We start from the raw sequence: 21,384 nt of genomic DNA, 5'->3' as shown, positions 1-21,384 counted from the left end.
CTCTTTACCAACTAACACGGCTTTGGCGGCCTTACTTCTTGGCCAGGGTGCCGTCGGCGTTAAACACCACGTCCTGGTGCTTGCCGCCCTTGCTCACTTCGGCCTCGTAGGTGGTCGCGCCACTGGCCGAGACGAGCACGGCGGCCTCAGTCACCTTGTAGGCCTTGTAGTCGCTGGCCAGCTTGGCCCGCACGGCGGCCGGCAGCTTGGCCGGGCTCATGTCCGACTCGGTTTCGACCAGCTCCCCGGCCGGGGTAATCAGGGCCGACATGGTGATGCCGTTCTGCTTGAAGCCGGCTTCGTACTTGTCGCCTTCCTTCTCCCACGAGTTGGTTTTCACCAACGGGAATTTGGCTTTGAACGTGGCGCGGGCGGCGGCGGGCACCTGAGCGGGCTTCAGCATCTGGGCCTGCGCCCCCAAGGCCAACACGGCCAGCAGCGTCGAAAACAAGGTCTTTTTCATGGAAATTAGAAATGAATGGGTGACATGATTGCTCAAGTTTACTTGCTGATTCTGAGGACGGTCTGAGTGCCATGATTCTTCTATAAATAACCCAAGTCGTCATTAAGGCAGCGAGGCCTTTGCCAGCAAGTGTTTCTCCTCGGCCCTTTGTATTCTTACTTCGTTCTTAACGCCCCCCGCCCATGAAACTCCTGATTGTGGAAGACGAGCCCGAGCTGGCCGCCAGCCTGGTGAACTACCTGGAGGGCGAGCAGTACCGCTGCGAGGTGGCCGCCACCTTCGCGGCGGCGGAAGAGAAGATGCTGCTCTACGACTACGACTGCATCCTGCTGGACTTGACGCTGCCCGGCGGCGACGGGCTGGAGCTGCTGCGCCAGCTGCAGCAGCGGCAGAAGGCCGACGGGGTCATCATCACCTCGGCCCGCAACGCGCTCGACGACCGCATCGCCGGCCTGCACCTGGGCGCCGACGACTACCTGCCCAAGCCCTTTCACCTCTCGGAGCTGAGCGCCCGCATCGCGGCCCTGGTGCGGCGGCGCCACTTCAACGGCTCGAACCTGGTGCAAGCCGGCCCGCTGGCCGTGGACGTGCTGCTGCGCACCGTGCGGGTGAGCGGCGAGCTGCTGGCCTTGACCCGCAGCGAGTTTGACCTGCTGGTGCTGCTGCTGGCCAACCAGAACCGGGTGGTGATGAAGTCGACCATCGCCGAGCACCTCTCGGGCGACATCGCCGAGCACTTCGACTCCTACGAGCCGGTGTACACCCACGTCAAGAACCTGAAGCGCAAGCTGGCCGAGGCCGGGCTGGGCGAGTGCATCCGGACGGTGTACGGGTTGGGCTACCGCTTCGAGCCTGGCCACCGCATGAGCGCGCCGCGCCCGATAAAGCTGCTCATGCGCACCCTGCGGGCGCAGCTGGCCTACGCCGGAGTGGTGCTGGTGGCGGGCACCTTCGTGTTTTACTACGTGCTGCGCCGGCTCTACTTCACCGACGTGGACGACGCGCTGCTGCTGCGCCGCGAGGAAGTGGTGAGCAAGCTGCCGCTGGTGCCCACGCCGGCCGACCTGGCCCTGTGGATGAAGCTGAACCGCGACCTGGAAATCCGGCCGCTCGCCGCGCCCTCCGCCGCGCCCGAGCGCATCTTCGGCGAGCTGCGCTTCGACAGCCTGGCCCACGAGATGGAGCCCTACCGCACGCTCGTCACCACCGTGCGCTACCAGGGCCGGCCCTACCGGCTGGTGCTGCGCAACTCGCTGGTGGAAGACGAGGACCTGCTGGCCGCCATTGCCCTGGCGCAGGCCGGCCTGCTGGTGGTGCTGCTCGGCGGGCTGGTGCTGGTGCAGCAGCGGGTGGCGCGCCGGCTGTGGCGGCCCTTCTACCAGACGCTGGCGCAGCTGCGGCGCTTCCGGCTCGACCAGCGCACGCCCGTGGCGCTGGCGCCCACGGCCATCCGCGAGTTCGGGGAGCTACACGAGGCCCTGACCGAGCTGCTCACCCAGCACCGGCGCCAGTTCCTGAGCCAGAAAGAGTTTACCGAAAATGCGGCCCATGAGATGCAGACGCCCCTGGCCGTGCAGCACACCAAGCTGGAGCTGCTGGCCCAGGGGCCGGACCTGACCGAGGGCCAGGCCCGGCACGTCGAGGCCCTGATTGCCGTCACCCAGCGCCTCTCCCGCCTCAACCGCAGCCTGCTGCTGCTGGCCCGGCTGGAAAACCAGCAGTTTGCCGCCGACGAGCCGGTGGCGCTGCGCGCGGTGGTGGAAAGCGTGGCTGCCCAACTTCAGGAACAAGTAGAAGCCGCCGGCCTCACCCTGGAACTGCAGCTGGCGGCGCCTGGCCGGGTGCAGGCCCACCACACGCTGATGGAAATTCTGGTGAGTAACCTGTTCAGCAACGCCATCCGCCACAACATTGCTGGCGGCACCATCGATGTGCGCCTGAGCGCGGCGGCGCTGGTGGTGGAAAACACCGGCCGGGGCGTGGCATTGCCCTTGGGCGAGGAGTTTGCCCGCTTCCGCAAGGATGCGCTCAGCGCGCCCGGCGGGGTGGGGCTCGGCCTGGCCATTGCCCGGCAGGTGTGCGACACCTGCGGGCTGACGCTGGCCTACGACTTTGCCGCGCCCAACCGGCACCGCTTCACCGTGCGGCTGCGCTAAGGGGCGGCCCGGCGGACGGCCTCCCTGCTCCGAACATGCTCAGAATCGGCCGGTAGCTTGCCGCCTCGTTGGCCTGTTGCGGCCCCCGGTGGCCGCCCCGGCGGCGCGCCTCCTTTGCTTAAAACCCCGAACTATGCGCTCAAAAATCAGCCTGCTGCTGGCCTTAGTCCTGCTTCCGTACAGCCTGTTGGCCTGGGGCGTGCTGGGCCACCGGGCCATCGGCCGCATTGCCGAAAACCACCTCACGCCGCACGCGAAGCGGGAAATGCAGCGCCTGCTCGGCACCGAAACCCTTACCCTGGTCACGACCTGGCCCGACGAAATCCGGCCCGACCCGCAGTACGCGCCGCTGGCCGTGTGGCACTACGTGAACGTGGCCCCGAACCTGCCGCTGGCGGCGTACGCGGGCCGCTCGCGGCCAGCGCCCCGACGCCCGGCAACGCCTACACGGCCTTGGAGCAACAGATTAAGAACCTGAAAGACCCCACGAAAACGACGGCCGAGCGGCTGTTTGCCCTCAAGTGGGTGGCCCACCTGGTGGGCGACGTGCACATGCCCCTGCACGCAGGCCGCGCCGAAGACCACGACGGCAACCTGATTAACGTGAGCTGGCGCGGCCACGACACCAACCTGCACGCCGTGTGGGATACCGACCTAGTGGAGTACCCCGGCCTGAGCTGGTCGGAGATGGCCACGGCCTACGACCACGCCAGCCCGTCCGAAGTCCGGCAGTGGCAGCACGACGCCCCGGCCACCTGGCTGTTTGAGTCGTATCAGCTCTGCACCCCGATTTACGCGGCCGCCGCGCAAAGCACCGCGCTGGACTACCGCTACTTTCCCACCCACGGCCCCACCGTGCAGCGGCGCCTGCTGCAGGCCGGCATCCGGCTGGCCGGCGTACTCAACGCCGCCTTCGGGGCTAAGCCCAACGACTAAAATCACCGTATTCCAGTTAAAGGCTCCGCCCCGGGGCGGTTGCTGCTTTTTGTTCCTGCTCCTCTCATGGCCCTTACCCAACCTTTTTTCGCCACACGGCCCACCCCACGGGCATCCTGGCGCCGGCCCCCGAGCCGGAGCGCTACCCCTACCACGACAACGACGCATGCCCGGTGGGCCTGGACGTAAAAGCCAGCGGGGAGTGGCAGTACTACGCGCCGAAGCAGGAAGAAGAAACCCGCCCGCGCTGCCTCACCTGCGCCGAGTTGAGTGAGGCCGATGCCCGACCGGCCCAAACCCCTCATCCCACATCCTGACGCATGAAAGTATTTCGCCTTAGAGTCCTGGTCTGGCTGCTGCCGGGCCTGCTGGCCGGCGGGCCGGCGCGGCGCAGCAGCCGGCCCCCATGCCCGCGCCGGCCCGCGACCTGTCGTTCTACCTGAGCCAGGCCCAGCAGAACAGCCCCTGGCCCGCGACGCCCAAAACCAGATTCAGGCCGCCGGCCTCGAAGCCCAGCGGCTGCGCGCCCTCTACACCCGCGCCCAGGTCACGGTGAGTGGCAACTACCTGGTGGCCCCGGTGCTCTCGCACGACAACGGCCAGACCAAGCTCCAGTACTCGGCGGAAAACGCCAGTAATTACACCGGCTTCGACAAGAACCTGACCAACGGGGCCCTCTACCAGGGGCTGGTGCAGGTGACGCAGCCGCTGTTTGCCACCGGCCGCTACAACGTCTACGCCCAGCAAACCCAGAACCTGGCGTTGAGCCAGCAGAACCTGGCCCGCCTCTCGGTGCACGACCTGGAAAAGCTGGTGGCCGACCAGTACATCCTCTGCCGGCAGGACCTGGAGCAGCTCAGCTACGTCCGCGAGCTGCTGGGCATCCTCAACACCCAGAGCCTGCTGGTGCGCAAGCTCGTGGAAGCCAGCTTGCTCAAGCAGTCCGACTACACCCTGCTCACCATCGAGCAGCAAACCCAGGAGCTGGCCCTGAACACCTACCGCGCCGCCTACCGCCGCGACCTGCTGGACCTCAACGTGCTCAGCGGCATCGGCGACACCACCGAGGTGCTGCTGCCCGCCCCCAACCTGCCCTTGCAGCGCACGCCGGTGGCCGCGCCCCGCTTTCTGGAGCGCTACCGCCTCGACAGCCTCGGGCTGGCCGCCACCCAGCAGGTGTTTGAGCTGCGCTACCGGCCCCAGGCCAACGCCTTCGTGAACGGGGGCCTGAACGCCGTTTCGTTCGGCGACATCCCCAACCGCTTCGGCACCAGCGCCGGGCTGAGCTTTTCGCTGTTTCTCTTCGACGGGCACCAGCGGGAGTTGAGCCGGCAGCGCACCGGCATCCTGCTGCGCTCGGTGCAGCAGGCCCGCCAGAACTTTCAGACCGTGAACCCCGTGCGCCAGCAGCGCATCCTGGGCGAGCTGCGGGCCCTGGAGGAGCGCCAGCGCCTGGCCCGCGCGCTGGCCAGCTACCGCTCGCTGCTCGACTCCTACAAGCGCGAGGTCATCGCCGGCCAGCTCTCGGTCATCAACTACGTGCAAGTGCTCAAGAACTACGCCGCCGCCGGCCGCGACCTGGTGCTGCTCGACAACAACCGCCTGCTGCTCATCAACGCTTACAATTACTGGAACTGGTAGCCCCATGCCGATATTTTCGCTTTTATCCCGATTTCCCATCCCCCGGCGGGTGCGGCTGCTGCTGGCGCTGCCGGCCCTGCTGGCCGCCTGCCACTCCGGCGACCCTGCCGAGGAAGCCGCCGGCCCCGCGCCCCGCGCCCAGGTGAAAACCGTGCGGCCCGTGACCCAGGCGCTGGAGGAGTTCGTGAGCTTTCCGGCCACGAGCATCTACCCGCGCAAAAGCGCCGTCACGGCCCCAATTGCGGCCTACGTGACCGGCGTGCGCGTGCGCATCGGCGATAGGGTGAGCGCCGGGCAGGTGCTCTTCACCCTCGAAACCAAGGAGCGCCGCGCCCTGGGCGGCAGCATCAACCGCATCGACCCGAGCCTGCGCGACTTTGGCTTGCAGACCGTGAAGGCCCCCGCGAGCGGCGTAGTCAGCCTGCTCGACCAGCCCCAGCCCGGCGCCTACGTGCTGGAAGGGGCGCCGCTGTGCACCGTGGCCGAAAGCAGCCAACTGGTGTTCCAGCTCAGCCTGCCCTACGAGTACCACCAGGCTGGCCGCCGGCCAGCCCACGGTCACCATCCTGCTGCCCGACAGCACCCGAATGACCGGCACCGTGCAGGCCCCGCTGGCCAGCGTGAACCCCGGCCAGGCCGAAGTCTACCTGGTGCGCCCGCAGAACGTGACGGCCGTGATTCCCGAAAACCTGGTGGTGCAGGTGCGCCTGACCAAGGCCCGCCACGCGGCGGCCCAGCTGCTGCCGGCCTCCGCCGTGCTCTCGGACGAGACGCTGGATAACTACTGGGTGATGAAGCTCGTGAACGACTCGACGGCCATCAAGGTACCGGTGAAGCTGGGCACCCAGACGCCCGAGCAGATGCAGATTCTCAGCCCCGTCTTTGGAGCCAACGACCGGATTCTGAGCGCGGGCAACTACGGGCTGGCTGACACGGCCAAAGTGAAGGTGGTACGATGAAGAACGAGCAGCCCAGCAATTCCGCCCCCGTAACCGAAGTGGTGCCGCAGCCGGTGCCCCGCCCCGGTGCCCCCGCGCCCGGCGCCAACGGCCAGGCCGGCAGCGCGCCGCCGCCCGCCGTGCCCGACCCGGCCGACTCGACCTACTTCCAGACCTACCGCAAGCCCATCCTGCTGGTGGCGCTGCTGCTGCTGGCGGCCGGCATCTTCGCCTACCAGCGGATGCAGACGGCGCTGTTTCCCGAAGTCACCTTTCCCAAAATCACCCTCATCGCCGACAACGGGCAGCAGCCCGTGGACCGGATGATGATAACCGTGACCAAGCCGCTGGAGTCGGCCGTGAAGCGGGTGAAGGGCGTGACCATCGTCAAGAGCAGCACCAGCCGCGGCTCCTGCGTGATTGAGGTGTACCTAACCTGGGACGTGGACGTGTACGCCACCAAAACGCAGGCTCGAAAGCCGCATCAACGAAATCAAGGGGCTGCTGCCGGCGGGCGTGACCATCTCCACCGAGGCCATGAACCAGTCGCTGTTTCCGGTGCTGGGCTACACGCTGGAAAGCAGCTCCCGCTCGCCCATTGCCCTGCGCGACGCGGCCAACCTGGTGGCCCGGCCCTTGTTTTCGCAGGTGCCCGGCGCCTCCAACGTGGTGGTGCGCGGCGGCAAGGCCAAGGAGTACGTCGTCATTCCCGACCCGGTGAAGCTCACGGCCCTGGGCATCCCGCCGGGCCAGCTGCTCACGGCCTTCGCCAACACCAACTTCGTGCTTAGCAACGGCAACCTGGCCAACTTCCGCCGGCTCTATCTCACGCTGACTGACACCCGCCTGGCCGATGTGCGCGACCTGGAAAACGTGGTGGTGCGCGCCGACGCCGGCCGCGTGGTGCACCTGCGCGACGTGGCCCGCGTGGACGTGCAGGAGCAGCAGGAGTTCGTCATCATCAACGCCAACGGCCACGACGCCGTGCTGGTGGACCTGGTGAAGCAGCAGGGCACCAACCTCGTGAACTTCGCCCGCGACGCCCACGTCAAGGCCGAAGAGGTGCAGCGCCTGCTGCCGCCGGGCATGAAGCTCAAGCCCTACTACGACCAGTCGGCGTTTGTCGGCGACAGCATCACCAGCGTGGTGCACAGCATCCTCGAAGGCCTGGCGCTGGCCATCCTGGTGATGATAGTGTTTCTGCGCTCCTGGCGGGCCAGCCTGGTGGTGCTGCTCACCATCCCGGTCACGGTCTGCTTCACGCTGCTGGTGCTTTACCTGGTGGGCATCACCATCAACATCATGTCGCTGGGCGCCATCGCGGCCTCGGTTGGCCTGATTATCGACGACGCCATCGTCATCATCGAGCAGATATACCGGGTGCACGAGGAGAACCCCGAGGAAAGCAAGTTCCGGGTGGTGCGCGAGGCCATCCGCGACCTGTTTCCGGCCATGGTGGCCTCCTCGCTGAGCACCATCGTCATCCACTTCCCCTTCCGGCTGATGAGCGGGCTGGCGGGCAGCTTCTTCAAGGAGCTGTCCGACACGATGCAGATTACCATGGTCTGCTCGTTTTTGGTGACCTGGCTGCTGCTGCCGGTGCTGCACCTGCTCATCGGCTACCGGGCCGGCAAGCAGGCCCACGCCCACAACGCGGCCCAGGAGCAGGCCGAAAAGCTGAGCTGGCTCACCGGGCTCTTTGCCCGGCCGGTGCTGGCCATTTTGTTCGTGGTGGTGCTGGCCGGCGGGGCCTACCTGGTGTCGGGCAAGCTCGAAACCGGCTTTTTGCCCGACCTCGACGAGGGCACCATCGTGCTCGACTACTACTCGCCGCCGGGCACCTCGCTGGAGGAAACCGACCGCATGCTGCGCCAGGCCGAGAAAATCATCATCGCCCACCCCGACGTGGAAAGCTACTCGCGCCGCACCGGCATCCGCATGGCCTTCCGCACGGTGCCGGCCAACTACGGCGACTACTCCATCCAGCTCAAAACCGACCATAAGCTCACCACCCCGCAGGTCATCAACCAGCTGCGCCAGCGCATCAACGCCACCCAGCCCGCGCTCACCATCGACTTCGGCCAGCGCATCGCCGACCTGTTGGGTGACTTGATGAGCACGCCCAGCCCCATCGAAATCAAGATTTTCGGCGACAACCAGGCCACCCTCGAAAAGCTGGCCCGCCAGGCCGGGCAGGTGCTGGAAAAGACGCCTGGCGTGGCCGACGTCGAGGACGGGCTGGTGGTGGCCGGCCCCGGCATCATCTTCCGGCCGGATTTGGCCAAGCTGGCCCAGTTCAAGCTCACGCCCACCGACTTCCAAACCCAGCTCAACGCCCTCACCGGCGGGGTGCCGCTGGTGGGCATCGGGGCCAGCCAGGGCAACGTCTCGCCCGCCCAGAGCGCCATGCTCGGCGGCGTGCAGGTGGGCCAGGTGCAGGACGGCGAGCAGATGCGCACCGTGCTGCTGCGCTTCGTGGACTTCCGCCAGAACTCCCTGGAGCAGCTCAAAAGCAGCTCATCTTCCTGCCCGACGGCACGGCCAAGCCGCTGGCCTTCTTCACGGCCATCGACGTGGAAGCCGGCGAGGTGGATTTGCGCCGCGAAAACCTCAAGTCGGCCGTGGTGCTCACCGCCCGCCTCAACGGCCGGGATTTGGGCAGCACGATTAAGGAGCTGCAGCAGCGCCTGGGCCAGCAGCTGCCCCTGCCGCCGGGCTACACCGTGGTCTACGGCGGGGCCTACGCCGAGCAGCAGTCCTCGTTCCGGGAGCTGGAGCTGATTCTGCTCACCGCCTCGCTGCTGGTGTTCACCGTGCTGCTGTTCCTGTTCCGGGAGTGGCTGATTTCGCTGCTCATCCTCTTCATCTCGGTGATGGGCATCACGGGCTGCCTGCTGGGCCTGTTTTTCACCGGCATCCCGCTGAACGTAAGCTCCTACACGGGCATCATCATGATTGTGGGCATCATCGCCGAAAACGCCATTTTCACCGTCAATCAGTTCTACGCCAGCCTGCGCGAGGGCGGCGACGTGGACCAGGCCATCCGCTTCGCCATTGCCCTGCGCATCCGCCCCAAGCTAATGACGGCAATCGGCGCCATCCTGGCCCTGATGCCGCTGGCCCTGGGCATTGGCCTGGGTGCGCAGATGCAGCAGCCGCTGGCCGTGTCGGTCATTGGCGGCTTTCTGGTGGCGCTGCCGCTGCTGCTCTTTGTGCTGCCCAGCGGCATGCGCCTGATTTACCACCGCCGCAGCGCCGCCCAGGAGCTGGCCGAGCGCGGCTGATTTATTGATTTTTCCTTATGAATAACGCACGTTTGGAGTTCTTCGTCGGCGCGGGAACACTGCTGCTGCTGGCCGGGGCCTGCCACTCCGATAACAAAGCCCAACAGGCCGCCGCACTTTCGCCCCGCGCCGCGCCGCTGCTGACGCTGGAACGCACCGTACCCCTGCCGCACGTGAAAGGCGGCTTTGACCTCATGGCCCTGGACGTGGCCGGCCAGCGGCTGTTCGTAGCTGCCGAAGACCACCACACCGTGGAAGTCATTGACGTGCGCCGCGGCCAGCCGCTGGCCAGCCTGCCCGGCTTCAACGAGCCCAAGTGGGTGGTGTACCGGCCCGAAGGCAACCGCCTGTTCGTCTCGACCGGGGGCGACGGCCGCGTGACGGAGCTGGACGGCACGACCTACCAGAAAGTACGCTCCTACGCCTTCCGCGAGGCCTGCAACAACCTGCGCTACGACAGCCTGACCCGGCAGCTCGTGGTGGGCGTGGGCAAAAGCTTCGGAGCCCTGGGCCTGATTGACGTGGCCCGCAACGTGAAGGTCGGCGAGATTCCGCTGGCCGGCTACGCCAAGCAGTTTGAGCTGGACGGCCCCCTTATCTACGTGAACGAGCCGGCCCTGAATCAGGTGGAAGTCATCGACCGCAGCACCGGCAAGCAAACGGCGGTGTGGCCCGTTACGGGCGCCACCCAAAATATTCCCATGGCGCTGGACCGGGGGCACCACCGGCTGTTTGTGGCCTGCGCGCCGGGGCGCTGGTGGTGTATTCAACCCCGGACGGGCGGCGCGTGGCCAGCCTGCCCATCCCGGCCGAAGCCGACGGCATCTACTACGACGCCCGCCGGGCCCGGCTCTACATCTCCTGCGGCGCCGGCAGCATCGCCGTGGTGCAGCAGCAGGCCCCCGACCGCTACCAGGTGCTGCAGCTGCTGCCCACGGTGCCGGGGGCGGGCACCTCGCTGTACTCGGCGGCCCTGGACGCGTACTTTCTGGCCACCCCGGAAGGGGCTGGAAAGGTGGCTTCCTCCGAGTCTACCGCGTAGCGAAGTAGCGGGCACCGCCTCAAGGGTGGGCCGTGGGGCCGGAATACCCGCGTAAGCCTCCGCTTTAGAGCACCAGACCGGGCAGCGGCAGCAAGAGCAGCGCCGCGCGTGCGGCGGGCCAGTCGTCGTGGTCCGGTTCCAGCACGCTGGCCAGCAGCAGGACCAGCCACGCCAGGCGCAGGTGCGGGGCCGCCCAGCTGAGCACCTGCACCGGGGGATGGGCCAGGGCGAAAGGCTGAGCAGCACCAGCACCAGGGCGACATGCCAGAGGACCATGGCCGCGGCGAGCCGCCACGGGTAGAGCAGTGCCCGCCGCTTGTCTTGGCGGGTGAGGCCGAGCCGGGTACTGGCGTAGTCGGCGGGGGCGGGCGGCCCCAGCCACGCCACCAGCCGGGGCCAGGCCGCGAGGCGGACCCACCAGCCCCAGCCGCGGGCTTTCCAGCCCCAGCGTTGGGCGTGGTGCCGGCCCGCGGCCCGCAGCGAGTGCAACAAACGTAAGACGGCGGGGGAAGGCAGCATGGCGAGGCGCGAACAGGAAAACTACCCCGGGAGCCCGGACGGGCCCCCAGCTAGGTAGGAATCATCAGCGCCAAGCCGGGACTTGGGCGGTTCGCGGTGGAAATCCATCACCGAATACTGTGGGCCGAAGATATCATAAACCTGCGAATTAGAAATGTCCCCGCCGAGGTAAACACCAAGGCCCGCCGCCCGTTGACCAGCACCAGTACCTTGTAGCCCATGAAATCCCTCATCCACTCAACGTCCTTTTCAAAGCGCCGGGGCGCCTGGCTGGCCGGTCTGAGCCTGGCCCTCTGGTTAAACGGCTGCGCGGTGGCAAAAATTGGCGAAGCCCGTGCCCAGGGCAGCCGGCGGGCCGAGGTCGAATGCGCCCCCGCCTCCCCCGCGACCATGCCCCTGCCGGGTCGGGTCCTGCCGCCCGAACAAGTGCTGGCCGACACCCTCTTGCGGGGCCAATTCACGCCCCCGCGCTGGAAGCGGCCAACCGCTTCGGCCTGCTGCCGGCCCTTCACCGCCTGGCGGCCGCGCCGGTGGGCTCCCTGGCCCGGCTGGGCGAGCGGCAGCGGGTGGGTGAGCAGCTCAGCGCGTTGGCGCTGGCCGTGAGCAGCACCGCCGCCGAGCTGGACTGCGAGGAAGAGCGGGCCGACCAGATTGCCGACTACCTGCTGGACCGCGCCAGCAGCCGGGTGCGCACCTTCACGCTGCTTTCCATTCTGCTCGGGGCCCTGGGCACGGTCGTCACGGGGGTGATGTCGCTGCTGGAAGTGCGCAAGTCGCTGTACCGGCCCATCGGCATTGCCTTTGGCCTGGCCGGGGCCACGCTTGGGCTGCTCACCTTGCGCACGTCGGAAGCGAGCGTGGATTTCCGGCACCGCCGCAATGCGTTGGCCGCCGTTGGCCGCGGTCCGGCCGCGACGCCGGTGTTTCCTACCGCCGTGTGGGCCCACCTGAACCAGCCCCACCCCGACGCCCCGGCCGCGCTTTCCCCGCGCCAAACGCTGCTGCAACGCTGGCAGACCACCGGCGAACTCGGGGCCAAGGACGAGGCGGATAAGCAGCGCCTGCTCCGCCTGCTCTTCGGGCCGGGCGGCACCTACAAAGCCAGCGAGCTGCGCATCCGGGCCAATTTTTACGACCAGCTCGAATCCAGTGTCGCCCTGATAAAACCCGACGTCTTCCTGCTCAGCCAGCAGGTGGCCGTCCTACCCTAAGTCCAGCCCCGGCCCCTGCTATGCTGCCAGGGGCCACGGCTTGCTTCACCTTTCCCCACCGCCCCGATGTCCCGTTTCCGCTACCTGACCCGCGCCGTGTGGCTGCTCTCGCTCATCAGCCTGTTCACGGACCTGGCCAGTGAGATGCTCTACCCGGTGATGCCGCTGTACCTGCAATCCATCGGCTTTTCGGTGTTTTTCATTGGCCTGCTCGAAGGCGTGGCCGAAGCCGTGGCCGGCTTGAGCAAGGGCTATTTCGGCCAATGGTCGGACCGGCTGGGGCGGCGCGTGCCCTTTGTGCAGTGGGGCTATGGGCTAAGCGCCCTGTCCAAGCCGCTGCTGGCGGTACTGGCCACCCCGGCCGGGGTGCTCCTGGCCCGCACCGTGGACCGGCTGGGCAAGGGCCTGCGCACCGGCGCGCGCGACGCCCTGCTCGCCGACGAAACCACGCCCGCCGACCGGGGCAAGGTGTTCGGCTTTCACCGTTCCATGGACACGCTGGGCGCGGTGTTTGGCCCGCTCGCGGCACTGGGCTGGCTGGCGGCGCATCCGGGGCAGTACCGGCCGCTGTTTCTGTGGGCCTTCGTGCCGGGCGTGCTGGCGGTGGGCCTCACCCTGGCACTGCGCGAGCGGCGGGCCGTGCCGTCGGGGCGGCCGGTGGTGCCGTTCTGGGCCTCGTTTCGCTACTGGCGGGCCGCGCCACTGCCTTACCGGCGGGTGGTGGGCGGGCTGCTGGTGTTTGCCTTGTTCAACAGCTCCGATGCCTTTTTGCTGCTGCTGGCCCGGCAGCGCGGCCTGTCGGCTACGGCCGTCATCGGCCTCTACATTCTCTACAACGTCACGTACGTGCTCAGCGCGTGGCCCCTGGGCTACCTGGCCGACCGCCTCGGGCCGCGCCGGCTGCTGGCCGCCGGCTTGCTGGTGTTTGCGGGGGTGTACGGCGGCATGGCGTTCGTGCGCGAAGGCTGGGCCTTCGCGGTGCTCTTTGGCTTGTATGGCCTGTACGCCGCCGCTACCGAGGGCGTGGGCAAGGCCTGGGTCAGCACGCTGTGCGCTCGGGCCGATACCGGGGCGGCTTTGGGTACGTTAGGTGGGCTGAGCAGCCTGGCTGCTCTCGGGGCCAGCGCCGGCGCGGGCTTGCTCTGGCAGTTTCGCGGGCCGGGCCTTACGTTCGGGCTGGCGGCCGCCGTGGCGCTGGGCGTAGCGGGGTACCTGGCACTGGTCCGAACCGAAGAAAAGCCAATCGGGGGATAAGCTAGCCGCTTGTCGGGCAGCGACACCACCAAATCAGTTAGGAGTGCCGGCTACCGAAGCGGTTCCGCGTTGTCGCTGTCGCGCAGCAGCACGCGCACCTGCGCCAGCAAGGCCTGGTTGCGCTCCAGAAAGCCGGCAATCTGGTCGGGGTGGTCAATCAGTTCCACGCACTGCGGGTGTTTGAGCGGCATGTGCTCGTGGTGGCCGTGGTGCAGCGCGTCGCCGGCCAGGTAGCCGGCCGTCACGTTGAAGGCAATGGCCTGCTCGATGCCCTGCGCTTTGGCGGCCTTGAGCAGCTCGTGGGCCAGCGGGCGGCCCAGCAGGCGGCGCCAGCCCTGCCGGCCGCTGACGGGGGCACCGTGCTGAAAGTAAAGCCGCAGCACGGTGTAGGGAACGTGGGGTTGGGGAATGTGACGCTTCATGGGGTGGGGTTGCGGGCCGCCTTTGGGGGCGGCCCATTTTTGCGGTGTTCGGGGATTTCGCCCAGCTGCCGGCCCTGCTCGCGGCCGTGGCGCAGGTGCTTGGCGTGGCCGATGACCTGCGAAGAATAGATGCCCGTGTGGCCCGAAAACAGGTAGGAGGCCGCGCAGGCCAGCGCTAGGTACACCCCGGCGTGGGCGCCGAAGAGTTCCAGGCCCATGAAGGTGCAGGCCAGCGGCGTATTGGCCGCCCCCGCAAACACGGCCACGAAGCCCATGCCCGCCAGCAGCGCCACCGGCAGCGGCAGCACCAGGGCCAGGGCCGAGCCCAGCGCCGCGCCAATGAAAAACAGGGGCGTGACCTCGCCGCCCTTGAAGCCGCAGCCCAGCGTGAGGGCCGTGAGCACCAGCTTCAGCACGAAATCCTGCGGCGGCAGCGGGGCCTGAAAAGCGGCTACGATGGTGGGCACGCCTAGGCCGATGTACTTGGTGGTGCCCAGCGCGAAGACGGCCAGCGCCACCAGCCCGCCCCCCACCACGGGCCGCAGCGGCGGGTAGGCGATGCGCTTGAACAGGCGCGTGATTTCGTGGGTGAGGCCGGCGAAGCCGCGCGCCGTGAGCCCGAACAGGATGCCGCAGCCCACCGCCAGCAGCAGGGGCACCGGCGCCAGGGCCGGCGCGTCGAGCCTGCACGTACTGCGTGTGGCCCACGCCCCAGGCCCGGGTCACCAGGTCGGCGCTCACGGCGGCCAGAAAGCTCGGCACGATGGCGTCGTAGCGAATGGAGCCAATCAAAAACACTTCCAGCCCGAACACGGCCCCGGCCAGCGGCGTGCCGAACACGGAGGCAAAGCCCGCGCTGATGCCGGCGATGAGCAGCAGCTTGCGGTCGCGGGGCCGCAGCCCCAGCAGGCGGGTGAGCTGGTCGGCCAGGGTGCCGCCCATCTGCACCGCCGTGCCCTCCCGGCCCGCCGAGCCGCCGAACAGGTGGGTGGCCAGCGTGCCGAAGAGCACGAGTGGGGCCATGCGCAGCGGGATGACCTTACGGGGGTTGTGAATCTCGTCGATGAGCAGGTTGTTGCCCTTCACCACGCCCTGGCCCAGGTAGTAGTAGCTGGCCCCGATGACGAAGCCGGCGGCCGGCAGCAGCGCAATAACCCACCGGTGGGCTTCGCGCCAGGTGGTAATCCAGTCCAGGGCGAGCAGGAAGCCGGCCGAGGCGGTGCCCACCAGCAGGCCCACGCCGGCGCATATCAGCAGCCAGCGGCCCAGAAACAGCAGGTGGGGGACCTGGTCCATGGCCAGCACGGGCCGAAAGAGCGCAAGACGGGGAGGGCGAAAGGCCACAGCAGAAAGGGGGATTAGCAGCGTGATAAAATGAAGTGGGGGCTAGCGCAGCGGCACCACCAGCACGGGGCAGTGGGCGCGCTCCATCAGGTGCTCGGCCGCGCCGCCCAGCAGCAGGCCCAGCAGGCCGTGCCGGCCCTGGGTGCCGACCACCAGCAGGTCCGCCGGCCAGGCTTCCACGGTGGCCAGCACCTGCTCGGCGGGCGAGCCCCAAGGCAGAAAGCGGGTGAGCGGCAGCCCGGGCGAGGCCAGTGCCGCGAGCTGGTCGAGCAGCTCCTCGCCGCGGGCCAGCAGCAAGGCCTCCGCTTCCGGGTGGGTCTGGCCGGCGTCGATGTTGCCGATGGCCAGGGCCTCGTCCAGCACGCACACGAAAGCCGCCTCCGCGCCGAGGGCGGCGGCCAGGTCCAGCCCGGCCCGCGCGGCGTGGTAGGCCTGCGGGCTGGCATCGGCGTAAATCAGAATCTTGTGGTACGGCATGGCGAGAGGAGATAAGGCCCGGGTGGAATTAAACAAACCGCGCCAGCCACAGCCCGGCGAAGGCGGCCACCATGCCCACCAGCACGCTGCCGGCCGCGTAGGCGAAGAGCAGCAGCAGTTCGTGGGTGCGGGCCAGCGTCACGCTCTCGTAGGCGAACGTGGAAAACGTGGTGAAGCCCCCGCAGAAGCCCGTGGTCAGAAACAGCCGCCAGGCCAGCGGGGCGGCGGTGTGCCGCTCAAAGAAGCCCAGCAGCAGGCCGATGAGCAGGCAGCCGCTGACGTTCACCAGGAAGGTGCCCAGGGGAAGCCCACCGGCACGTAGCGCAGAAAGTACTGCTGCACCCAGTAGCGGCTCACGGACCCCAGCAAGCCTCCCAGCCCAATCACTAACACCGAACGGTTCATAAAACGTGCTGAAGAGGTGCAGATAAGATAGAGGCTTGGTTTAGGTCAATCGGGCCAGCCAAAGCCCCCGGCGGCCAGCAGCAGCCCCACCAGCAGGCTGCCCAGGCCGTAGAGCAGGATGGTGCCCCCGCCCAGGTGGCGAAACAGGCCCTCGTAGACCACGTGAAAGAACGCCGTAAAGCTGACGATGCCCAGCACGTAGAAGGGCAGCCTGGGCCCCAGCGCGGCCAGCCGGCGGTCGTACACGCCGAGGACGAAGCCGAACAGCAGGCAGCTGCCCCACACCATCAGCAACGTATCCAGGGGCAACCCGCCGGGCAGCAGGGGCAGGGTAGAAAGAGCAGTCATGGGGGCGCATCGCTAAAATTCCGGGTTGGTTTTCAGGTCCACCAGCTGCCCCTTTTTCAGCAGGCGCAGCTCGTGTTTCAGGTTGTGGGCGTTGCTGCGCGTGGCGTAGTCCGCGTCCAGCCGGCGCAGGTCGGGCCGGCCGGCGTTCACCCAGGCCGTAAACCAGAAGTTGGCGGTGGACTGCACGGCCAGCCGCAGCCGGCGCTCAACGAAAGAGCCCAGGGCCTGGTGGTAGCGCGTGGCGTAGGCCGAAGCGTGGTAGTCGTCGTTAAACTGGGTCTTGCGGATGGCGCCCTGCGCGTCGTGCTCGTAGCGGTCGGCTGCGGGCACCGCGGCCTGCAGCTGCCGCTCCACGGCCAGCAGCGTGTCGGCGCTGGCGTAGCTCCCGGCCAGCAGACGCCAGGTTTCCGCCACCGGGTCGGGCAGGTACGTGGCCGGGCCCACGTCGAAGCGGTAGGCCGCGCCGAACAGCTCGGGCAGCTGCCCTTCAAAGAAGGCGTGGATGCCGGTCTGGCCCGTGAGCTGGCCGTCGTGGTTTGCCGACGTGTGCAGGGGCATTTGCGCATCGCCCAGGTAGTGGCCCAGGTCGGCGGCCAGAAACAGGATTTCGTCTTTGCGTCCGTTTTTCATGGCCTGGGTCAGTTGCGCCAGGTTCTCCTGAATGGTCCAGGGCAGCGTCCCGTTTTTGGCCAGCGTGGCCGCATCGTACAGCTTACGCGCCTCGGCCGCCGTGCGGGGCAGCTGGTCCAGCGGCACGGGGTATGCTTCGAGGTTGATGAAATGGCGCGGCCCCTCGGCCCGGTCGTGCAACACGAACTTGCGCGCGTCGGGCATCACGGCCTCCTCCGTCACAAAGTCGGCGTGGTTGTAAAAGAACGTGCGCAGCTCCGGCGGCAGGGCCAGCACGGCGGCGCGGTTGATGCGCTGGTGGCTCCAGGCGCCCCAGGCAAACAGCAGGGAAGGCACGGCCAGCAGCAGCAGGACGAGAAACAGACGACGCGGGATGGAAAAGGGAAACACGGACAGCGGGAAACGGTAAAAGAAAAACGTAGGGGACACCCCGCCGGAGACGGGCCCGCGTTGCTAGGCTGGTGGGGGCGGAACGGGCGGCATCAGCCGTGCTTCGCCCCAGGCGTACAGCCGGCTCACCCCGTAGGCAAGCACCAGGCTCACCAGCACGGGCACCAGCACGTCGGAAGGGTAGTGCACGCCCAGGTATACCCGGCTGTAGGCCACCAGCGCGGCCCAGGGAAACAGCACCCCGGCCAGCCAGGGAAGTTGCCGGCGGGCCGTGAAGTAGAGGTAGAACGCCAGGGCAAACACGTTGCTGGCGTGCGAAGACACGAAGCCGTAGGTGCCGCCCCGGTAGGCGTGCAGGTAGCGCAGCTGCCCGGCCAGCGCCGGCTCGTGGCTGGGCCGCAGCCGCTGAAACCAGGGCTTGAACAGGCCGGAGGCCACCTGGTCGCTGAGCAGGAGGAGCACGGCAATCAGCGGCAGCAGCAGCCACGCCCGGCGGCGAAAGCGCACGGCCAGCAGCGCCAGCAGCGCGGCATAAAAGGGCACCCAGGTGAAGGTTTGGCTGGCCCACCACATCACCGCATCCCCAAGCGGGTGGTGGTGGCCGTTGGCCCACAGCAGCAGGCGCGTGTCGAGGGCTTGCAGCAGCTCACGCATACGCCAGCCCGTTGGCCCACCGGTGCGGACGCAAAAGCGGAAAGAAGGGGAAAGCGGGTGCGGCAGGGCCGCGGGCAGCAAAAAAGAAGGGCGAGATGCACGAAAGCGAACGATACGATGAGCTACCCGGGCGGCCCGCGTGGCCGTCCGTTTCAGTAGGAATCATCAGCGCAGGACCCGGGCCCCGGCGGTTCGCGGTGGAAATCCATCACCGTATGCCGTGCAAAGATAAATAAAACCGGGTATGATAGCAGGCCGAAGAAAATGCCGCTGAGGACTGCTTACGTGGCGCTGTGGAGTAAACTTTCCGGCCGGGAGATTTGCCATCGAACGTGTTACCTGGCGGCCCTGGGGTAGCATACTTATCGGGCACTGCTTGGGGACAAACCATTTGGTGGGAGGCCGGTTCCTAATCAGGCCGGACTGCTTGTATTACCTGGTTAGAAGTTGAACAGTTAGCGGTGCTATCGGCTCGTAATAGGCGCAGGACTGCCGTCTTTAGGACGAAACCTACCGCAGCGGGCCCGTTTCCCACGGGCTCCGTCGGCGTGAATGGGCACCTCCCGAGGGCGAAAAGAAATAGCAACGGTCAGGGCGGTTGAGGCGGCGGTGGCGAGGCAGCACGGAAACCCGCTTTCCTTAACGTGCGATTTTTTCCGTTTCCTGAGGGGACCCTAGTTAGGCGGCTCGGGTTCCTGCGGCACCGCCTGCTGCTGCCCTGCTCCTGCATATAGGGGCTGCCGAATTGAGCTTTAATGCTAATTTTAGCCCTATAGTCGGAACTGATGCGTTAGCGGGTTAAACCGTGGGTATGGGCTGTACTGATTCAAACACTGGTCTATCATGAAAAACGAATGGGATTTTTTTGCTGATGTACAGCAGCGAGTAGCGAATGGCCAGCAGTTAGTACAAGGGTTTTTCGCCAACTCATTCACGTTTCCTTATGACGAGCAGCGCGGGGTAGTGCTTGACGAGGACGGTAACCAGTACGAGCTAGGCAACGACTACAAGCAGGCACTAAGCAAGTGCATCCAGCATTCGCAAACGCCGTGGGGCCTCTGCTTCCGGGAACGCCTGATATGCTTTGGCCAACAGGTAGCGGCAACCGGCTACGCCGCTGATTACATCGTTGCCTATCCCCCGCTGCGGAATCAGCCCCCGCTAACCAGAACCCTAAAGCTTGGGGCCGCGGCGGCGCTCCTGCTGCTGCGTTTGCGTCTGCTCCGGCTTGATTGGGGGATTGAGTACCTGCATGGCCTGGCGTAGCTGGCCGACGCTGTGGCTGTCTTTGAGAGCCGGCACCTGGTCAATCTTTGCCAGTACCTTAACTAGATTCTCTTGGTCCAGTGGTTTGATTTCCGGCTGTTTGAGCAGGCTTTTGCTTACCTGTTGCAAGTAGGCCGCCTGCAATCCTCCGCCGTTTTCCCGTAGCGATTGCGCCACTGGCACGGCCGCGTCGATAAACTCGCGCCGGGCCTGGTCTTGACTGGGTGAATTACTCGGCTGTATCTGCTGCTGCTCCGCCCGCTTCTGTTGCTGTGCGATTTCCTGGGCGGTGGCAAGTTCCCGGCGTTCCGTTTGGTCCTGCACCGGCTCAATGACCGTGGCCTTGGGGTTCGTGGCCAGTGCGTCGAGGGCGGCACTCAGGGCCGGGAGCTGGGCCGAAGCAACCGGGTAGCGCAAGGTCAGTTCGGTAGCAAGTTCGCGGGGCTGGGCACCCTCCAACCGTAGCGAATGGTCGATGCTCAGGCCCGCTTTCTCTAGGTTCTGCTGCAAAGTGCTGAGCTGGGACATTTCATCCCGGCTCTCCCGAAACTCCACGGTTAGCAGTCGCTCTCCCCTCTCGCGGGCCTCGGCCTGTGCCTGGTGCTGCGCGGTAATTTTGCCAACGCCTTCTATGGGCTCATTTTTCCAGTGGTCCATTCCAAAGCCGTACTGGTTTTCGTCCACCGGGCCAAGCTCCCGCTTCACTACCTGCTGCATCTGGTCCTGCTTCAAGTCCTGGTTCCAATCCTTGCCCTGGCTCTTGACGATTTCAATCTTATGCTCAAAGGCTAGGCTTTGCGTCGCGCCCTGGTTGAATGCCCCCAACGCCTCGCGGTTCATTGGAACGTGAAACTGATAAGTATTGGGGCCTAGCTTCGTCGAGCTTATCATCTCGTCGCGCAGGGTCTGGCTCACGGCCTGGGTGTTGGTTTCGCCGGCCTGGTCGCGGTACTGGCGGGCGGTCTGGTCGTTGTATGCTTTGAGGTGGTTGGTCAGCGCCTGCACCCCGGCCGGGTTAGTGGCCGTGACTTCGACGGTCAGCAGATGCTTATGCTCCCGGACTACTTTCATCGGGTTTTGCTCACTGGCGAAGCCAGCGAGTAGGCGCGTGTCGTAGTGGTGGCCCTGGGTGTCGTTGTCGAAGGCAGCCCTGATACTCGGAATCCGTTCCTCGCTGAGCAGGCGCTTCATCTCAAAAATCTTGTTTTGAGTGAGTACGCCCGCCGTGGACGCATACAGGGCTTTCTCGCCGGGGTGCAGTTGCGCGTATGACAACGCATCGAGCGCAGATTCTGCCACTACCATATGCGCGGCGGGCCGGCCTTCGGGTAGCTTACTCAGCCACAACGAGCGGGAAAACTCGCTCTCCGGGGCCTGGCCCTTGTAGCCCTCCCCTTTCAGTTCCAAGCCCACTACGCGCCCCTCGTGGTAAGCCGGAAAAGCTGTGTTTACGAATGTCTTAGCCGGCATTCCTTCCTTCTGCACGGTGTGCAGCTGGTTTAGGATTCGACCGGCAAACTGCGGATTTTGTATCGTGCTTCTGGTAATACCTCGGCTTTCCAAGTAGGCGGTATTTTCCAGCGGCCGGCAGTCTTTGGTGTAGATGCTGTGGAATTTCTCGCCGGGTGCAGTTATGCTGATGGGAGGTAATTCCAGCTTGGGCCGCTGGTCTTCGGGCAAGTTCAGGTAGGCCCGGAAATGGTCGTTCACAGTCTGCCAGACGTTGCGGCCGGGTTGCTGGTCGATGCCCACGATGCGGCCGGAGTTCACCCGGTTTTTCATCCAGTCGATGACACTGCCTTTGTCGCGGTCATCGTGACTGTTAAAGTACATCCAATCGTTACCCCGCCCTTTGAAAACCACAAGCGTATCATCCCCCTCGAAAACGTGCCATTTGCCTTTGCCTAAGTCCTCCCCTTTTTTGAGGTTATAGCCGTAGTGGGTCAGCAGTTCGGGGAGTTCTACTTGCTCCTTGATTTTCTGAAAAGTCAGGTCGTGTTCCAT

At 66.3% G+C, this 21,384-nt stretch carries 23 protein-coding genes, 3 pseudogenes and 2 riboswitches; of the genes and pseudogenes, 14 read left to right on the top strand and 12 right to left on the bottom strand.

Features of this window, described 5'->3' with window-relative positions:
* Window positions 1-31: 31 nt before the first annotated feature.
* Window positions 32-463: a hypothetical protein gene (locus ACFQT0_RS28070; protein WP_380206553.1), complete on the bottom strand. Its 432-nt coding sequence runs from the start codon at window positions 461-463 to the stop codon at window positions 32-34.
* Between the two features lie 182 nt (window positions 464-645).
* Between ACFQT0_RS28070 and ACFQT0_RS28065 the strand changes: the two genes are divergently transcribed.
* The 12 genes and pseudogenes from ACFQT0_RS28065 to ACFQT0_RS28010 all read left to right on the top strand — a co-directional run bounded on the left by ACFQT0_RS28065 (window position 646) and on the right by ACFQT0_RS28010 (window position 10,515).
* Window positions 646-2,619 (top strand): PorY family sensor histidine kinase, encoded by a 1,974-nt coding sequence (locus ACFQT0_RS28065; RefSeq protein WP_380206551.1) that lies wholly within the window; start codon window positions 646-648, stop codon window positions 2,617-2,619.
* Between the two features lie 133 nt (window positions 2,620-2,752).
* Window positions 2,753-3,097 carry a S1/P1 nuclease gene (locus ACFQT0_RS28060; RefSeq protein ID WP_380206549.1) on the top strand — a complete coding sequence of 115 codons (345 nt, stop codon included), beginning with the start codon at window positions 2,753-2,755 and terminating at the stop codon, window positions 3,095-3,097.
* The gene (locus tag ACFQT0_RS28055) at window positions 3,073-3,555 is read left to right on the top strand and encodes a S1/P1 nuclease (protein ID WP_380206547.1); all 483 of its coding nucleotides are present in this window, start codon (window positions 3,073-3,075) and stop codon (window positions 3,553-3,555) included. The genes ACFQT0_RS28060 and ACFQT0_RS28055 overlap by 25 nt, the downstream gene beginning before the upstream one ends.
* A gap of 173 nt (window positions 3,556-3,728) precedes the next feature.
* On the top strand, window positions 3,729-3,872 hold the full coding sequence (locus ACFQT0_RS28050) for a hypothetical protein (protein WP_380206545.1): 144 nt from the start codon (window positions 3,729-3,731) through the stop codon (window positions 3,870-3,872).
* An 89-nt stretch (window positions 3,873-3,961) separates the two neighbouring features.
* Window positions 3,962-4,111: a hypothetical protein gene (locus tag ACFQT0_RS28045; RefSeq protein ID WP_380206543.1), complete on the top strand. Its 150-nt coding sequence runs from the start codon at window positions 3,962-3,964 to the stop codon at window positions 4,109-4,111.
* Entirely contained in the window at window positions 4,108-5,196 is a 1,089-nt protein-coding gene (locus tag ACFQT0_RS28040; RefSeq protein ID WP_380206542.1) for a TolC family protein, read from the top strand. The genes ACFQT0_RS28045 and ACFQT0_RS28040 overlap by 4 nt, the downstream gene beginning before the upstream one ends.
* A 49-nt stretch (window positions 5,197-5,245) precedes the next feature.
* Entirely contained in the window at window positions 5,246-5,977 is a 732-nt protein-coding gene (locus tag ACFQT0_RS28035) for a biotin/lipoyl-binding protein (protein WP_380206540.1), read from the top strand.
* Window positions 5,952-6,155 (top strand): hypothetical protein, encoded by a 204-nt coding sequence (locus ACFQT0_RS28030; protein WP_380206538.1) that lies wholly within the window; start codon window positions 5,952-5,954, stop codon window positions 6,153-6,155. The genes ACFQT0_RS28035 and ACFQT0_RS28030 overlap by 26 nt, the downstream gene beginning before the upstream one ends.
* Window positions 6,152-6,598, top strand: a pseudogene (locus tag ACFQT0_RS28025) (efflux RND transporter permease subunit); the annotation flags it as partial. The gene ACFQT0_RS28030 and the pseudogene ACFQT0_RS28025, both read left to right, overlap by 4 nt.
* A 73-nt stretch (window positions 6,599-6,671) precedes the next feature.
* A pseudogene (locus ACFQT0_RS28020) lies at window positions 6,672-8,423 on the top strand (efflux RND transporter permease subunit); the annotation flags it as partial.
* A 230-nt stretch (window positions 8,424-8,653) separates the two neighbouring features.
* On the top strand, window positions 8,654-9,418 hold the full coding sequence (locus ACFQT0_RS28015) for an efflux RND transporter permease subunit (RefSeq protein ID WP_380206738.1): 765 nt from the start codon (window positions 8,654-8,656) through the stop codon (window positions 9,416-9,418).
* Between the two features lie 17 nt (window positions 9,419-9,435).
* A complete protein-coding gene (locus tag ACFQT0_RS28010; RefSeq protein WP_380206536.1) occupies window positions 9,436-10,515 on the top strand; it encodes a YncE family protein in 1,080 nt (359 codons plus the stop codon).
* A 9-nt stretch (window positions 10,516-10,524) separates the two neighbouring features.
* Here ACFQT0_RS28010 and ACFQT0_RS28005 read toward each other — a convergent pair whose 3' ends face one another.
* Complete coding sequence (locus tag ACFQT0_RS28005) at window positions 10,525-10,878, bottom strand: hypothetical protein (protein ID WP_380206534.1); 354 nt, start codon at window positions 10,876-10,878, stop codon at window positions 10,525-10,527.
* 149 nt (window positions 10,879-11,027) lie between these two features.
* Window positions 11,028-11,100: riboswitch (Fluoride riboswitch) on the bottom strand.
* Window positions 11,101-11,344: 244 nt separating this feature from the next.
* On the opposite strand from ACFQT0_RS28005, the gene ACFQT0_RS28000 reads away from it, so the two are divergent.
* Complete coding sequence (locus ACFQT0_RS28000) at window positions 11,345-12,190, top strand: hypothetical protein (protein WP_380206532.1); 846 nt, start codon at window positions 11,345-11,347, stop codon at window positions 12,188-12,190.
* A 66-nt stretch (window positions 12,191-12,256) separates the two neighbouring features.
* The gene (locus tag ACFQT0_RS27995) at window positions 12,257-13,444 is read left to right on the top strand and encodes an MFS transporter (protein ID WP_380206530.1); all 1,188 of its coding nucleotides are present in this window, start codon (window positions 12,257-12,259) and stop codon (window positions 13,442-13,444) included.
* A gap of 50 nt (window positions 13,445-13,494) precedes the next feature.
* Here the strand turns inward: ACFQT0_RS27995 and ACFQT0_RS27990 are convergent, their stop codons facing one another.
* The 10 genes and pseudogenes from ACFQT0_RS27990 to ACFQT0_RS27945 all read right to left on the bottom strand — a co-directional run bounded on the left by ACFQT0_RS27990 (window position 13,495) and on the right by ACFQT0_RS27945 (window position 21,384).
* On the bottom strand, window positions 13,495-13,866 hold the full coding sequence (locus tag ACFQT0_RS27990) for a DUF190 domain-containing protein (protein ID WP_380206736.1): 372 nt from the start codon (window positions 13,864-13,866) through the stop codon (window positions 13,495-13,497).
* The gene (locus tag ACFQT0_RS27985; RefSeq protein ID WP_380206734.1) at window positions 13,863-14,525 is read right to left on the bottom strand and encodes a chloride channel protein; all 663 of its coding nucleotides are present in this window, start codon (window positions 14,523-14,525) and stop codon (window positions 13,863-13,865) included. The genes ACFQT0_RS27990 and ACFQT0_RS27985 overlap by 4 nt, the downstream gene beginning before the upstream one ends.
* 97 nt (window positions 14,526-14,622) lie before the next feature.
* Window positions 14,623-15,162, bottom strand: a pseudogene (locus ACFQT0_RS27980) (chloride channel protein); the annotation flags it as partial.
* A gap of 90 nt (window positions 15,163-15,252) precedes the next feature.
* Window positions 15,253-15,687, bottom strand: coding sequence for a universal stress protein (locus ACFQT0_RS27975; RefSeq protein ID WP_380206528.1), 435 nt, complete (start codon window positions 15,685-15,687; stop codon window positions 15,253-15,255).
* A 28-nt stretch (window positions 15,688-15,715) separates the two neighbouring features.
* A complete protein-coding gene (locus ACFQT0_RS27970; protein ID WP_380206526.1) occupies window positions 15,716-15,973 on the bottom strand; it encodes a fluoride efflux transporter FluC in 258 nt (85 codons plus the stop codon).
* A complete protein-coding gene (locus tag ACFQT0_RS27965) occupies window positions 15,970-16,092 on the bottom strand; it encodes a hypothetical protein (protein ID WP_380206524.1) in 123 nt (40 codons plus the stop codon). The genes ACFQT0_RS27970 and ACFQT0_RS27965 overlap by 4 nt, the downstream gene beginning before the upstream one ends.
* 45 nt (window positions 16,093-16,137) lie before the next feature.
* The gene (locus ACFQT0_RS27960) at window positions 16,138-16,440 is read right to left on the bottom strand and encodes a hypothetical protein (protein WP_380206523.1); all 303 of its coding nucleotides are present in this window, start codon (window positions 16,438-16,440) and stop codon (window positions 16,138-16,140) included.
* Window positions 16,441-16,452: 12 nt separating this feature from the next.
* Window positions 16,453-17,460: a zinc dependent phospholipase C family protein gene (locus ACFQT0_RS27955; protein WP_380206521.1), complete on the bottom strand. Its 1,008-nt coding sequence runs from the start codon at window positions 17,458-17,460 to the stop codon at window positions 16,453-16,455.
* A gap of 63 nt (window positions 17,461-17,523) precedes the next feature.
* Window positions 17,524-18,114: a phosphatase PAP2 family protein gene (locus ACFQT0_RS27950; RefSeq protein ID WP_380206519.1), complete on the bottom strand. Its 591-nt coding sequence runs from the start codon at window positions 18,112-18,114 to the stop codon at window positions 17,524-17,526.
* A 149-nt stretch (window positions 18,115-18,263) separates the two neighbouring features.
* Window positions 18,264-18,336: riboswitch (Fluoride riboswitch) on the bottom strand.
* A 951-nt stretch (window positions 18,337-19,287) separates the two neighbouring features.
* Window positions 19,288-21,384, bottom strand: coding sequence for a toprim domain-containing protein (locus ACFQT0_RS27945; RefSeq protein ID WP_380206517.1), 2,097 nt, complete (start codon window positions 21,382-21,384; stop codon window positions 19,288-19,290).

This window comes from Hymenobacter humi, assembly GCF_042665855.1.
Classification (GTDB): Bacteria; Bacteroidota; Bacteroidia; order Cytophagales; family Hymenobacteraceae; genus Hymenobacter; species Hymenobacter humi.
This window is presented reverse-complemented; position numbering and strand designations above follow the sequence as displayed.